General features: G+C 56.8%; 10 protein-coding genes. 1 reads left to right on the forward strand and 9 read right to left on the reverse strand.

Annotated features, from left to right (window positions below):
• Positions 1-41: 41 nt before the first annotated feature.
• Positions 42-548, forward strand: a complete 507-nt coding sequence (locus BUA44_RS09780; protein WP_072811446.1) for a lipocalin-like domain-containing protein — start codon at positions 42-44, stop codon at positions 546-548.
• A gap of 51 nt (positions 549-599) precedes the next feature.
• Here BUA44_RS09780 and BUA44_RS09785 read toward each other — a convergent pair whose 3' ends face one another.
• The 9 genes from BUA44_RS09785 to BUA44_RS09825 all read right to left on the reverse strand — a co-directional run bounded on the left by BUA44_RS09785 (position 600) and on the right by BUA44_RS09825 (position 14,727).
• A complete protein-coding gene (locus BUA44_RS09785) occupies positions 600-2,588 on the reverse strand; it encodes a transglutaminase-like domain-containing protein (RefSeq protein WP_072811448.1) in 1,989 nt (662 codons plus the stop codon).
• Entirely contained in the window at positions 2,585-3,832 is a 1,248-nt protein-coding gene (locus BUA44_RS09790; protein ID WP_083579566.1) for a DUF58 domain-containing protein, read from the reverse strand. The genes BUA44_RS09785 and BUA44_RS09790 overlap by 4 nt, the downstream gene beginning before the upstream one ends.
• Positions 3,833-3,846: 14 nt before the next feature.
• The gene (locus BUA44_RS09795; protein WP_072811452.1) at positions 3,847-4,755 is read right to left on the reverse strand and encodes an AAA family ATPase; all 909 of its coding nucleotides are present in this window, start codon (positions 4,753-4,755) and stop codon (positions 3,847-3,849) included.
• Positions 4,756-4,799: 44 nt separating this feature from the next.
• Positions 4,800-6,362: an NAD(+) synthase gene (nadE, locus tag BUA44_RS09800; RefSeq protein ID WP_072811454.1), complete on the reverse strand. Its 1,563-nt coding sequence runs from the start codon at positions 6,360-6,362 to the stop codon at positions 4,800-4,802.
• Positions 6,363-6,456: 94 nt separating this feature from the next.
• Positions 6,457-7,638: a hypothetical protein gene (locus tag BUA44_RS09805; protein WP_072811456.1), complete on the reverse strand. Its 1,182-nt coding sequence runs from the start codon at positions 7,636-7,638 to the stop codon at positions 6,457-6,459.
• A 71-nt stretch (positions 7,639-7,709) separates the two neighbouring features.
• The gene (locus BUA44_RS09810; RefSeq protein ID WP_072811458.1) at positions 7,710-8,576 is read right to left on the reverse strand and encodes an NAD-dependent epimerase/dehydratase family protein; all 867 of its coding nucleotides are present in this window, start codon (positions 8,574-8,576) and stop codon (positions 7,710-7,712) included.
• Entirely contained in the window at positions 8,576-10,015 is a 1,440-nt protein-coding gene (locus tag BUA44_RS09815) for a DnaA ATPase domain-containing protein (RefSeq protein ID WP_255370520.1), read from the reverse strand. Before BUA44_RS09815 ends, BUA44_RS09810 begins: the two co-directional genes overlap by 1 nt.
• A 408-nt stretch (positions 10,016-10,423) precedes the next feature.
• The gene (locus BUA44_RS09820) at positions 10,424-11,938 is read right to left on the reverse strand and encodes a hypothetical protein (RefSeq protein ID WP_072811460.1); all 1,515 of its coding nucleotides are present in this window, start codon (positions 11,936-11,938) and stop codon (positions 10,424-10,426) included.
• Complete coding sequence (locus BUA44_RS09825; RefSeq protein ID WP_143151938.1) at positions 11,935-14,727, reverse strand: TIGR02171 family lipoprotein; 2,793 nt, start codon at positions 14,725-14,727, stop codon at positions 11,935-11,937. The genes BUA44_RS09820 and BUA44_RS09825 overlap by 4 nt, the downstream gene beginning before the upstream one ends.
• Positions 14,728-14,730: the final 3 nt, after the last annotated feature.

Here is a 14,730-nt window from a genome sequence, read left to right on the forward strand (position 1 = left end):
AATTTATATATATTCCTAAAAAACATTCCCGGAGGAATACTATGAAGAAAATTTTCCTGACAGCCATCGCCGCAGCGAGCCTCTGCTTCCTTTCTGCCTGTAGCGATGACGAAAGCGAACCGACCCTTGAAGAACTCTGCGCCGCAGGCCTGAACGAGGACTGCCTCGTAGGCACCTGGAACCTGAACGGCATCGAAACCATGGACGGCTCCCAGGTATGGCACAATTACGGGACAGCACCGAGCACGCTCGTCATTACCGACGACGGCAAGTTTGAATTCACGTTCACCACGAGCAACGTTTCTGAAATGGCATCAAGCGGATGTGGCGGAACCAAGACCTACGGCAGTTGGGAAATCCTCGGCGCAAGCCTCAAGATCAAAATCGGGCGTTCCGATTGCCTGATTACGGGACAATCCTACACGCTTACACCGACCCTCAGCGTAACCAACCTCAACTTGAACAAGGTTGTGTTCCACGAGAACGACATGACGGACGCACTCACGAAGGCGAACTCTACCGAGAACTTCGTCCGCGTGATGCAGTAATAAGGAAACTGATATTACCAGGAGAGTCCCGCTTGCGGCGGGACTTTTCGTTTATGGCTGGTTCCAGCGCTGCTCCTCGTACTCGTGGAGGAACTGAATCGCAGACTGCAGGCGTGCCTGCATCTTTCGGGATACGCGCGAATCCTCTTCGCCCGCAGGCATCTCGCTTTCGCAGCGGGCAAGGAACGCCCCGACAGTCTCGCCGGGATGGCGAACAAGCCCGATTCTTGCAAGCGACTTTTCCGCAGCCTCGAGCCCTTTAACCCAGTGCTGTACGGACTGCGCGTAACCCGCATTCGACTTGCGGCGACGGAGCACCCGCACGAACCTGAACGAAATGACCGCAAGTACGATGCATCCAAGAACAACATAGAGGGCTGCCATCGAAAGAATATTCTGCACGGCATCCTGCCAGGAATTCAGGGCAAGTCTCCATTCCCCATCGCGCAACACGTGGAAAACGCGGGCCGTCCGCGCCCGGACCCATTCAAACTTCATGTCAAGCCAGGAGGGGCGTTCCATCTTTACTACAAAAAGCGGCGGCGTCGGGTCGAAGGGAATCCACCTACCGTCGAACAGTTCTACCCATGCGTGCGAAGAATTGCGGCGGAACAGTGCGTAAGGGCGTCCCGGCTCGACTTCCGGGCGGGCAAAACCCGTCACGTAACGTGCAGGGATACCCGCACGACGCAGCAGCAATACAGACAACGTTGCATAATACTCGCAATAGCCCGAGCGGGTCGCCCAGAAGACTCTAAGCGGGTCGGAATGCGGGGCAATTTTGCCTTCGGCGACGGCCCTAGATTCGTCGACCTTCAAGGAATACGCAAAATGGTTCAGGAAATAGGAACGGATAGCGTCGGAATAGGCTACCGACTTCAAAAGACCCGGATACTCGGCAAGCGTATCGAGCCCCATTTCCATCGCAACCGTATCAAGGAAGCCTGCGAGGGGAGCAAAGACCTGCAGGTAGGCGCTATCGGGCACATCTCCATAACCGCTATGTGTGGAATTAGGGTCGGCGGAATCCGTCGGCATATAGTAGAACCAGTCTCCCCGCCGGGTTTCGCCCTGCTTGAATATGTTCGGCCTGAAATATTCCACGGAATCCGCATTCTTCGCGGCAACAGCAACGGCATGGTAAGGGGCGAAAATAAACCCGAAATTGTCGAGCGAGGATTGCACCCACACCGGGCGTGTGCTATCGGCAGACGACACGGAATCGCGGGTTTCGAACACGGCGTAATCCACCTTGTAGCGCGAAGCGTAGAGCATGCGGTCGTGGTGTGCCGGAAGTTTCCAGATGCCACCCACGTATTTTTCGTACACGGCTGCGCGCATATACTTCGGAGCGAGAGTATCCCACACGCGCAATACGACCTCGCGGTTGTACTTGCCCGCAAAGTTGGATTCGAACGACCCGAGCTTTACCACAGGGTCAAAACCCATCAGGTGGCGCTTGGCGTAGTAGTCCGCCATCCTTTCGGCACGGTTATGCCCGTGCGACTGCCAGTATTTTAGCCCCCCGAAAGATATTGCCGAGAGCCCCAGGAACAATAGCAAGAACAGCGCGTGCTTCCACCACTTGACTCCAGGACGTGCATAGGCATGCAGCAGGAGCAACAACGCAAAGACATTAAGCAGGACTCCATAGCGCGACGCCTGAAAACAACTGAGCAGCAAGACGGCAACACCGTTGAACAGCACGAAAACATCGTAACCGCCATTCCCGAGACTGCGTTTCTGCAAATACGCGAGCGAAAGCAGGTAGTAAGCGGGGATGAACACGAGCCACGGAGACATCCCGTATTCCATCTCGGGGCTAAGCACCCACCAGATGGCAAAGGGAACAATTAACCCGTAGGCGACAGACTTGCGGTAAACAGGAACGCGCAACGCATCGTAGCGAAAAAGGAGAACGATAAAAGCTGCGACAAAGATAATGCCAAGCCAGGGCAAGTCGGAAGATAAGCCCAGGTTCAGCGAAGCTGCGCAAAGGAGGATTGTCTTCGCCTTTTCGCGGAGGGAGAACCTTCTCATAGGGAGACCTCCCCCGCATCCAGGTTTTCTGCGGGAACCAACAAGGTGTCGTCGCGCGGTTCGGCCGGCTTGTCGCAAACCACGACCTGCTTGCTCACAAGCGGGTCGGCAGCCGCAAAGAGCCCCACGCGGAGCACGGGCCCCATCGGGCGCGCGGCGGGCGACCAGAGTTCCGGCTCGCGGGCATTTTTTTCGCGTGCATTTTTTTCGCGCGCATGTTTATCGCGAGCATCTCCACGCGAATAGATTTCCGCGCGGGGTATGCGCGCAAGCGTTTCGAGCAGCGCGCTTTCCGCGTGCGTGCCCGCAATCGAAATTTCATCGTCGCAAACAAAGAGACGCCCGAGAATCCCCCGGTCAACAAGCCACAGCCCTATTCCCGCAGCAAGCCTGATCATCGGTTCCAGCAGGGACTTTTCGCGCAGGTTCCGCGCCCGCGTATCGATTACAAGCACCACGCCCGCGCCGCGTTCGCCCTCGAACTCCTTGGTGAACGGTCGCCCGTAACGGGCGAACGCCCTGTAGTACAGGTCGCGCAGGGAATCGCCCTCGCGGTATTCGCGCACGCCCGCAAAATCGAGCCCGCGCATAAAGTTGCTCATCAGGAGCGGCACGAAGGCAAGCCCGCTCTGGCCCGCCGTCAAAAACGGGAAGGCAACAAGCTTCTTCGGGCGCGGGTAAACAAGCAGTTCCGCCTCGCCCACCCTGAACGGAAAGCAGAGCATGCCCTTGATTTCGGGAACGGTGAGCGAAACCTTCGGGATGCGGTAGGCCCCCCAGAACCTGGTGCGGATGCAGGCCCGCAGTTCGCCCGTCTCGCCTGCGGCAAGCCCGCGGATTTCCGGAGAGTTTTCGCCAGCGAGCGACGGGTCCATGCGGGAGCACGACGCCCACACGCAATCTATTGCGGTTCCGGCCTGGAGGTGCACGGAGACGTAGGCGTTTTCGCCCTCGGTGGCGTGCTCGATGCGGGAAATTGTACCCGAGACCTTTGTCTTTTTCGCCGTGAGGAAGAGCGACGGGACCAGCGAGAGGAAGAAGAGGAAAACGAAACCCGAGAACACCCAGGCGGCCCAGAAGCCGGCGAATGCACCCGCGAAAATCGAGAAGAGGAACAGGGCGGCGCAGGCGCGGCCCGGGTACGTGAAATACTCCCCCCACACGTAGTAGAGGCGCATCAGGAGTCCCGCACGCTTGGGCGCACGGGGTATCGCACCCAGGAACCAGCTCAAGAATCGGCGCATAGTTCCCCGCGGTTCTATTTCGGGATTTTCACTTCACGCACGATGGCTTCAAGAATCCGGTGACTCGCCCCCTCGCCCGCATCCTTCGGGAACACGCGGTGTTCCATGACCGGGTAGAAAACCTTCTGGATGTCGTCGGGGTTCACGAAGTCGCGACCCGCGACATAGGCCGAAGCCCGCGCCATCTTCACCAGGTTGAGGCCTGCGCGGGGGCTTGCGGCAAGCCTCACTCCCGCATCACTGCGGGTCGCCTGCACAAGCTGTACCGCATAGCGTTCGAGCGCCTCGTCGATATGCACCTTGCGCACATTCTCGCGAGCCACAAGAATCTCCTGCACGTTCGTAACCGGTTCCAGGCGCGAAAGCGGCGTGCCTTCGCGGTGCCCGTGCAGTATCTGCATTTCGGTCTCGAGAGTCGGGTACCCGATGGAGAGCCGCACCATGAAGCGGTCCATCTGCGCCTCGGGCAGCGGGAAAACCCCGTGGAACTCCACCGGGTTTTCCGTCGCAAGCACAAAGAAGAGTTCGGGCAGCCTGTGGGTCTCACCCTCCAAACTCACCTGGCGTTCTTCCATCGCTTCCAAGAGCGCACTCTGCGTGCGGGGGGATGCGCGGTTAATCTCGTCGGCCAACAGCACCTGCGTGAACACGGGACCCTTGCGGATTTCAAAATCTCCGGTATTCGCCCTGTACACGGCGCCCCCCGTAACGTCGGCCGGCAGCAGGTCGGGCGTGAACTGGATGCGGGCAAAGTCCGCCCCTATGGCCACGGCGAGCGCCTTCGCAAGCGTCGTCTTGCCCGTACCGGGAACATCCTCGATAAGCACGTGACCGTCGGCTAGGAGCGCCATCACGAGCATTTCAACACTTTCGTGCTTGCCAAGCAGCACGGAATCGAGGGCTTCCAACAAGCGCTTCACCATAACTTACCTGCCTATCTAACTTGAACTTTCCAAAAAATCCGGGCCTACACGCCCTGGCTCTCGCGATACTCGCCACCGAACGCCATCCCGCTCAGCGAAAGGATGGGCGGGAACTGGATGCGTTTTGCCACGGCAATGCCGCGGAATCGCCTGTGCCAAGCACGCATGTCTTCGAGCGCATCGGCCTTCGTCTTGAAAAGCTTCTTGAAGTACTTCGGGTCCGCCCCGATTTCCCTGCAGAGAGTTCCCTTCTCGAGCAGTTTCTCCGTATCCTCGAGACCATGGTTCTGGTCCACCCAGTAGGCGAACAGCCTGTCGTGATACGGATACTTGATCGGGTCGCCCTTGCCCTCGTCCACGTTCATCGCCTCGCTGAGTTCAGCACTCGCCGGGATATCGATGGAGGCCTTCGGGATAATTTCTTTCTTGCGGTTGATGTAGCGGGCCAGTTCGTACACCTGCGTCTTCCACAGGTCACCGAGCGCGCACATCACGCCGCAACTGTCGCCGTAAAGCGTGCAGTAGCCGGCAGTGGCCTCGCTCTTGTTGCCGTTGCAGGTGACACCGGCGCCAAGCACGGAGGCAACGGTCAAGAGCACCGATGCCGAACGCGTACGCGCCTGCAGGTTCTCATAGTTGAGGCCTTCCACCTTGATCTTCTTGTCGCTACGGACAAACTCGCACTTGTCAAGGCTATCGCAGACCGCATTCAGCATGTCTGAAATCGGGGCCACCATGTAGGGCGTTTTCAGGTTCTTCGCGAGGTCGCGGGCCGCATTCTTCGTCGTGTCGGAATTGAAGCGGGTCGGCATGTTCACGAGGTACACGTTCTCGGGCCCAATCGCTTCCGCATAAAGGACAGCAGAGACCGCGCTATCGATACCGCCGCTTGCACCGATGACCATGCGCGCGATATGGAACCGTGCCAGGTTTTCGCGAATCATATACACGAGCGCATCGTGAATCTGGGCAATCCTTTCGGCAGGCTTCGCGGACTTCGGCGCGGGCTTGCCGTTCAGCGGCAAAGCCTTCACCTTGCCGTTCCTGATTTCGACGAGCGCCTCGCCCGCCTTGAACTGCTCCATGCGGAAAGCGACCTTGCCGTTCGCGTCGTAGACGCGACTTGCGCCGTCGAGTGCGTAGATGTTCTTGCCAGAATTTTCGGTCCCCACCGCGTTCACGTAGATTACGGGCTTCCTGTTGTCCTTCGCGAACACACCGCAGACGGCATCCACCTCGCTTTCCTTTTCCAGCGTAAACTGCTGCAGGCCGGAATACACCTCGAAATCATGCTCCCAGCCGTCCATATTGCCGTTCACGTAGTGGTTGTACATGCACACGTCGAACTCCTCGCTGCAACCCACCAGAATTTCGATACCCTTCGAGAGTTTCTGCAAGGCATTTTCCGCATCGCAGCAAGCCTTCTGGAACGACCATTCCGTATTCCTCGAGCCGAGTCCCTCGTAATTCCCGGAAACGGCACAATCCGGGAACACTACCATTTCCGCACCCGCCTTCTTGGCGCGCGCGACAGCGGCCTTCATCGTCTTGAAATTTTCTTCCGGCTTTCCCGGAACCACGTTCATCTGCGCTATATAAACCTTCATGGCTAGCCTCTTGTATATTCAATCCAAATATAAAAAACGCTGCCAGCACAAGACCGGCAACGTCATAATCACTCGATGGCGCTCTGCCTCTTCACTATTCGTACTCCGGAGCAGTCCAGTCCTCGGGAATCGAGGGATCGTCGGGATCCGAATTGCCGTAGTTGAAGAACGAGCCGGCCTTCCATTTCGAGACGGAGCCCATCACGGCCGGAGTGCACTTGCCTCCCAGGCAGCCGGTCACCTTCATCAGCAGCTGGTTGCCGTAGACATCCCACGTTCCCTGCTTGAGCGCCTTGTTCTCGTTGCCCTTGAAGGCCTTCACCTCGAAGGTGCGGTCGGTGCGCAAGTCAAGAGACCAGGCGAGGCCGCCTTCGTCAGATTCCCATTCGCCCTCGAGATCGGCCGCAGGCACTTCGTTATACTTCAATTCGCTCAACGTGCACGAAAGTTCTTCCGCTGATATAGTCAACGTCTTATAATCCGAACTTACGGAAGCCGACACCAGCGCATATACGGCACTGCTATAGAATAGCGGGCGCATCAGGAGCTTGCCGCGGTGGATGTCGTAATAGCCGGCAGACCAGGATACAAGAGAATCGTTCGTTTTTTCGGCATTGCGGACAACATCGGTAGCCACATAGCGACCCTTATAGAAACTATAACCCGTAAAGGTATTCTCGCCGGTCTTGCAAAAGAGTTCCTTCGATGCAAGGCTGTCGCCGTTCCAGACAACCGAGGAATTCTTCTTGACGGAAGTCTCGCCAACATCCTTGTATTCCCCGCCATCCAGGGAATACTGCAGCTGGTCATCCTCGTTCACGATAAATCTCATGGAGTGGTCGGAATCCTTCTCCACCAGCTTTTCCATGGACTTAATCGCATCGTAATCTATCTTGATAGAAGTAATGGCACCCTGGCTAAAATTGAGCACGCCATCCTTGAAATCGGACGGGGCGGCAAGCCATGCCGTATCAGGAATCCAGAGAGAGAACAGGCCGTGCTTCTCGCCCGTCGCAAGGTAGATGTCGCGCCCGAACAGGCCCTTGAGGGTCATGTTCTTCTCGAGGTCGTCGAGGGTGGCCGCGCGTGCACCCTTGGGAATATCCTTCGAGACAGACGAAGAAGACTCGTCTTCAGTGACCGACGAAGATGATTCGGTCTTTTCGCCCGGGGAAGAAAGAATATCGTCTTCGGTATCGGACGGAGAACTGTCGCCACAGGCGAACAACGCTAACGACGCGGCGGCAACACCCGCCAACAGGAAAGAATGCTTCATATCATATCCTCTTTTACAGGGAATATACTTTCTTTTAGGGCAAAAATGCAAAAAAAAGCAAAAAAACAGGGCTAGAGAGCCTTTTCCGGGTTATAATCGAGGTCTTTTCGCGCGTTTTCGATGTCAGGAACTGCATCGTAGAGGAATCCGGCCAGCGCCTGCTCGGCAGAAACGCGCCGCCCGCCAATCCAGTTCCGGAGTACCGCAAGCCTTTTCGCAATCCACCAGGGCAGCGGAACCATCAGGTGGCGTTTTCCCGCGGTACGCAAGATGCGCGCCGCCATCCCGGCCATCGTCATGACCTCCGGACCCGCAAGCGCATACGTATTCCCGATAGCCTCGGGAGCAAGGCCCGCGGCAGCGATTCCCTTCACGAGGTCGACACTCCGGACGGGCTTCTTGCGCGCCGTACCGCCCCCCGGGAGCGGGTAGACCGGGAACCTGCAGACAAAGTCCGCATACATCCTGAATTCCACGCCCCCGCCGTCACCAATCACGAGGGTCGGCCGCACGATGGTCCAGTCGAGCCCGGATTCCCTTACCACAGATTCCCCCGCAAGCTTGCTTGCCCCGTAGGGAGTGAGCACCGGGTAGGTGACCGAAATGCTGGAGACATAAAGCAGGCGATGCACGCCCGAATCCTGGCAGGCAGAGACCACGTTGCGCGTTCCGCCCGCATTGATGCGCTCGAACGCGGATGCATCCCTCGAAAGGAGAATTGCCGCCAGGTGGAAAACGCAGTCCACGCCATCGAACGCGGGCCGGATGGAGGCGTAGTCGGCGACATCGCCATAAACAACTTCTACGCCTTCCGGGAGCAAATCCACGCCGGTATCGCCCGGGAGAGTCAGGACGCGCACACACACTCCGCGTGCCTGAAGTTCCCGGCAGAGCGCCTTCCCTACGACGCCTGCACCTCCCGTTACAAGTACCTTCATCAGGTTTCCAGCATGTAACGGAGGTCCTGTACCCTTCGCGCCAACGCGGCGTCGGATTCCATCATGGATACAAGGGACCTTATGGCGGCGATTACCGTGGAATAATCGCGATTAAAAATCTTCCCCACTTCGATTTCGGTTTCGCTTGTGAGTTCGCGGCAGAGGAACATGGCCACCTTGCGCGGGATGGAGGCTCCCCTGTCCTGGCGCTTCGACGTGAGCACCACCATGTCGACATTGAACGAAGCGGCGACCGTTTCGCTGATGTTCTTCAGCGTGAGTGTCGCACCGTCATTCTGCGGGGACACAAGCAACTGCTTCACGCAATACAGGCTCAGTTCCACGCCGTTCAGGCTGTGCATCGCATCGAGCCAGTTCAGCGTCCCTTCGATAAGGCGGAAGTTCGCACGCGGCGGGATGGAGAGGAACCTGCAGATTTCTTCGCGGTCGTCGCTTGCGAACGGCAAACGTTCCGACTTCTGGCGGATGACTCCCATACGCGTGTTCAGGTCGGGCTGGTCGACGCCCACCGCCACGCAGTTCTCGAGATGGTTCAGCAGGGCGGAGGTCAGCTCGGCCACGTCGGAATCGTTCGACGGGCGCGCACCTTCGGCAAGTCGCTTGAACGATGCAGGCTTGCGGTCGCTCGAGAGCAGCACCAGCTTGCCCTCGTTACGCATCTTGTTTATCGTCTTCGCGAGGAATTCCTGGCAGTAGACGCTCTTCTTGAGCAGCTGGATATCGTCGATGACGAGCACGTCGCATTTCGAATAAAGTTGCTGGAACCTTTCGGCCAGTTTGTCGCGGAGTTCCCAGTTCTTCGCCTTCGCCGCCTCGAACACCGAAACCGTATCGCGCAGAAAATCGTACGCCTGGCGATAGACGACACGGAACTCGGGCCTATCCTGCACGAGCTTCGCCGCCACCGCCTGCAAGAGGTGGGTCTTGCCGAGGCCCGATGCACCGAAAACCAGCAGCGGGTTCATTCCCTTGTCGCCCGGGTTCTCGGCCGCGGCGAGGCATGCCTTGTATGCCGTAGAATTGCACGAGCCCACGACAAAGTTATCGAACGTATAGCGCGCATACATCGGGGAACCGAGTGCACGGTTCTTGCGCGGGCGCGCAGGTGCCGCCGGACGCTTTACCGCAGGCTTTGCCGGCGTAAACTTCATCTCGGGAACAGGTGCGGACACAGCACGGAGGATCACGCGGTAATCGACAAACGCGCTACCCATGACGCTTGCAAACGCCTTGCGCAAAAGGGAACCATAGTGGCTATTTAGCCAGGTTTCACGGAACTTGTCAGGAACAGACAGGCAGACGATTCCTTCTTCCATACCTTCGTAACTCACGGTATCGAGTATGGCCATGCCGAAATCGTTGCACTGGGAACGCACGTAGTCGAGCACGGACTGCCAGGGCGACGCTGATAAATTCAATAAGGTAACAGTATTTTCCACAATAAACCAGTAAAAACGAGAGAGGCAACTATTGGGTTGGGTCAAAAAAAATAGATAACGGCCCCTGCCGAAAAGTTCCTCTTTCGTAAGGTTTTTATAAGCCCCCCGAAAAAAGCCCAAAAACGGCATTTTGCCCCCAAAAAAAATTTATTACCGCTTCAATCCCCATTTTTGGGGTGTTTAATCACGCAGGAATCAAACTATCATCCCTACCCAAAGCACAACATATCAACAGAAAAATTTTGAACTATCCCTTGACAAAGAAAATAATGAACAAATTAGCACTATTTTGCCAAAAATCGCCATTTTTTGTCAAATTTCGGCAATTTTAAAGGTACAAAATTTCGTAACTCGTTGATATTGTTGTCGTTATGTGAGTTTAAAATATTATTTTTTGCAGAAAACAATATAGAAGTCATCCACATGGCAGGCGTCCCATTCCGGGGATTCCCGGAGAACGCCCAGAAGTGCGCCCCAGCGGGCATAAAAACGCAGCGGAAACACGGCCCGGTCGACCCCCAGCGAGTCCGCGTCGCGCAGGAACGTTTCGGGCTCGCGGGCATAACTCAGGTAGCGCGCGAAAAACTCGGCAGATTTCAGGATAAACCGACCATCCATATATATGGAGTCGCGCGGATTCACGAAGGCCAGGTAACCGCCCGCACGGTCATCGTTGAAAAGGCGGCCACTATGCGGGTGTTGCGCCATCCAGGCGGCCGCATTCACGGGCACGCGCTGGTAGGCGACCATGTGTTTATCGTACGAAGTGAGCGACTTAGCCCAGAAGCCGAGCAGAATTGCAAGGATTACGATAGAAACTATTTGAGAGATCTTGGGACTAAAAGAATGTGGAATGTGGGATGTGGAATGTGAAATGCTTGGGGCGGGATGATGGATAAAGGCGGAAAGGAATACGGGGAAAAAGAGTACGAAGTTCCTTTCGGCAACAAGCGCAAGTACCGCAGTCACAAACAACGTTGTCCAAAGCACAAGCTTTTCGCGGCTACGGACTAGCCTCATGACGGCATATACCGCCCCGAAAGCAGCGAGCACGACCATCAAGGCACTTGCAAGCACGTTTTCGCGGGCAAGGAGGAGCGTTAGCGGGCTACGGTTCTCGGCGATTTCGCTCGCAAAGATTGCGGCAGAAGGAGTGAGGCCGAGCAGGCGGTCGAGAAGCCCGAACGGGTAGAGGAAAAGCCGCAGGCCGTCTTCGTGCAAGAAGGGCATCACGAACAGGAGCGCGACAAATGCGGCGGGCACAGCAACCGAGGCAACTTTCCGTGCGGGCAAGCGCGCAGGCCGGTTCCTGTACAACACATGTGCAAGGCACAGGAGCGCAAAGAGCGGGCCCAATATGTACAGCCCTTGGAACCTGCACCAGAGCCACTGCAATACGAGCAAGGCGATTGCGACAAGGCATGTCCTTGCGCATTCCGCGGCACGTCTATCGCCAGGTATCGCCTTTTCGCCCGCAACAAGCCGGGCAAGCTGCCACGGCACCGCGTTCCAGTAAACCCCAAGGAACAGCAGCGTAAATACGACCGGGCGCATTTCCATCTGGTACCGGAATACAAATAGCAACACTGCCGAGGCTGTAACCGCGAGCGGGTTACCGAATACGCGGGCATTCCTTCCCCGCCGCCCGACCGCGGGCACCAGGAACAGCGCAAAAACGCCACCCCACAGCAAAGCCTTGAAGGCGACAAGCAGCGGGGCACCTCCGGCGCAGTACACGGCATAAACCACCTGCTGAAAGTATTCGTGCACGTTCACCACAGGGCCACGCACCGGCGTCCACGCGGTTACCCACTCCCGCGCGCACGCCATGTGCCACCAGATATCGGTATCGGTCAGCGGGAAAACGGCAAACAGTACCGCAAGCAGGAGCAAAAGAATCATTCAAGCGTTCCCAGGAGAGAATCCAGGCGTGCAGTCAGCTGGCTAGCCCCCTTCTTGCAAAGATGGTCCATGTTGAACGCCATATCGGGGCCGTAGTCATGGTTCCCCATCTTGTGCTCATCCATAAGGATAAAGTTGGGGTACTCTTCCTGGTACGCGGCCAGGGCATCCACAATGTTCTGCGCCTCCGCGTGGGTCAAGCCGTACCTTCCGTACGCTTCCGTCGACCTGTATTCCGGATTCTGCGGGAACACGATTCCTATTACAGTCACGTTCTTCTCCCGTGCGCTCCTGATTATCTCCACCAGACGCAGCATGTTGGCGTTCAGCAAGGCAGGGTTCAGCGAGCACCAGTTCACATCGTAATCGGTAGTAGGTTCCGCCCAGTCCTCGCATTCGACAACATGATACCCGCGAGTCGGCATATACTGCTTGTTGTAAGGTTCCGGAGCATTTTCCGTCATCTCGAGCAACCCTTCCGGGTACCCGTCACTCCAGTAATCGTGATTCTCGTCGTACACGTATCCGGGGTAGTTCCTGTATTCCTTATAGAAGAAGTTGTCGTAGTCGTTGTCGTACGTCTTGAACCACATATCAATATCGAGCGAAATCACCAGGTACTTCACCTTCTTCATGTGGAGCAACACGTAGTTTTCGAACAGGTAGTCCGAAACGAAAAGCGAGTTCGGCACGTTGGAAAGGTTCACCGCGAAGGCATTCTTTATCTGGCCGGGATCGAGACCGGCCTGCGGGCGCGAGGAACCGAGAATCACGAGGTCAGCCGAGTCACGGAACTTCCAGAGGTTTTCCATTGCGACGCGTATGCTCGCTGCCGCGGCAGAGCCCTGCGCCACGTAATACACGCCCGCACTGTCCGGAGAAAGGCCCGCATCTTCATCAATCACGCTGGTAGACTTCACCCACACGCACGGGTGCCAGATTTCTTCGCCCTTCAATATCTCGGTAACTTTTCCGCTGGAAAGGTCGACCAGCGCGACCTTCTCGTGCGCACCATTGGTATTCACGAGCGTCGCCACGAGCAGGTTCGGCGTCGAGGAGGTTCGCCCAATGGCCCATTCCGTATGGTCGAACGAATAGCCCGAAGGAGCGGCCACACTCGCGACAAGTGCACCCGTGCTGTCCATCACCAGCAGGCGTTCGTGGACCGCATACGACTCACCAACAAATTCGCGGCCTGTCGCCGATGCAAAATCGAGGAACGCCGTACGTTTCGAACCGTCCTTCGAGAGGCTCGCATTGCACGTCTGCTCGCCATTGTACCACACCGTATCGCGGGCGTCGGTGTATGTGTTTGCACCCGCCTTCGCAATGCGCGCACGCAGGAGCCTTGCACCCGTAACAGCAAGCCGGCCGTCATCGCTTATGCCTCCATGATACGCGCCGTCAAAAAGTTTTTGCGGTTCGCCGAACTTGCCTCCCGAAAACTTCACCTGCCAGGTAGACTTCGCACGGAACGCAGTTTCATCCTTGTTGTTGCCCGCATCGCTCACGTACACGATTACCGTATCGCCGTTCTCGAGAACGCGCCAGCGCGGAATTGCTGCCGATTCCACATCGAGCTTCACAAGCCCCGTTCCCGAATCGTCGAGGTCGCGCACGTACAAAGCGGACTTTCCGGAAACACCCTCAAGGACCGTGCAGAATGCAACACGCATGCCATCGGGCGATATGTCGGGGTGGTAAACCTGCATGGTGTCCGCGATTTCGTGAACCAGGTAACCCGCGACAGAATAGTCGATATACGCGAGATTCCCCGTAACGTCGTTACGGAAAGCAAACTTCGTCTTGAAAGTTCTCGTAAGCGAGCGCACCGTATTCGCCATCACGAGCGACGAAAAGCCGCCACCTACCGTAGGTTTCTCCGTCCCTTCAAACCACGTGGCAGCCGGGATATTCCCGAAGGCGAGCCTGAACCCGACATAGTTCGTCCTCGAAGCGGATGTAGTCGTATAGACATCCCCGCGCGTGACAAGCCCGACCGTCGAGGGTTCCTGCCTGTACGAGCCACCCTTCAGCACCCGCTCCCCCAAGGGGCCGCCATCGGTAGCCCCCACATAGTTTACCACCAGCGTGTCCTTGAAATTTCCCAGCCAGTCGTTCACCCATTCCATCGCGTTCCCCGCCATATCGCAGAGGCCCGCAGCACTTTCGGGGAGGGAGCAGACGGCGTGAAGGGTATTGCCCGCATTGCGCGACGTCCATGCATTTTCGGTATTCCATCCAATCCCTGCAGCATACACCCATTCCGCTTCCGTCGGAAGCCTGAACGCATCAACCGTCGGGTCGAACTTCAGGTCAGACAATCCCGAACAGCCTTCCTCTCCAAAAGATGCAACCGCATAGGTATAGGCGGTATCGTAGCCTTGCCGTTTCGACATCTCGTTCGCGAACAGGACTGCATCGAAATAGCTCACATTCACTACCGGCAACGAGTCGCTTTCGCAATCCGGCAGATTAGCATAGGCGTCATAGTCCTTCAATACACTCCTGAAATCCCCGCAGGTCACCTCGTTCTTGCTGATATAGAACCTGTAATCGAGCACCACGTCCATCGAAGGCTTCTCGTTTGTTTTGGCCTTCTCGTCATCGGAACCGAGAGTCACCATCTTGTCCTTATCCGCGAAAACGACAAATTCCATCGAGCCGAACTTCTTTGTATCCGCAGAATCATCCGACACGGAATCCGCATTGGAACACGCCACCAGAGAAAGCAGGCTCGGCAAAACCAAACACAGCATCCACAACACAAGCAACTTATTTCTTTTCAACCG

It is taken from the genome of Fibrobacter sp. UWR3, assembly GCF_900143055.1.
Taxonomy (GTDB): Bacteria; Fibrobacterota; Fibrobacteria; order Fibrobacterales; family Fibrobacteraceae; genus Fibrobacter.

Excerpts from the sequence above, each read along its gene's own strand:
- BUA44_RS09795 (WP_072811452.1), bottom strand. The coding sequence starts at position 4,755 with ATGGTGAAGCGCTTGTTGGAAGCCCTCGATTCCGTGCTGCTTGGCAAG.
- BUA44_RS09790 (WP_083579566.1), bottom strand. The coding sequence starts at position 3,832 with ATGCGCCGATTCTTGAGCTGGTTCCTGGGTGCGATACCCCGTGCGCCC.
- BUA44_RS09810 (WP_072811458.1), bottom strand. The coding sequence starts at position 8,576 with ATGAAGGTACTTGTAACGGGAGGTGCAGGCGTCGTAGGGAAGGCGCTC.
- BUA44_RS09780 (WP_072811446.1), top strand. The coding sequence starts at position 42 with ATGAAGAAAATTTTCCTGACAGCCATCGCCGCAGCGAGCCTCTGCTTC.
- BUA44_RS09785 (WP_072811448.1), bottom strand. The coding sequence starts at position 2,588 with ATGAGAAGGTTCTCCCTCCGCGAAAAGGCGAAGACAATCCTCCTTTGC.
- nadE (WP_072811454.1), bottom strand. The coding sequence starts at position 6,362 with ATGAAGGTTTATATAGCGCAGATGAACGTGGTTCCGGGAAAGCCGGAA.
- BUA44_RS09820 (WP_072811460.1), bottom strand. The coding sequence starts at position 11,938 with ATGATTCTTTTGCTCCTGCTTGCGGTACTGTTTGCCGTTTTCCCGCTG.
- BUA44_RS09805 (WP_072811456.1), bottom strand. The coding sequence starts at position 7,638 with ATGAAGCATTCTTTCCTGTTGGCGGGTGTTGCCGCCGCGTCGTTAGCG.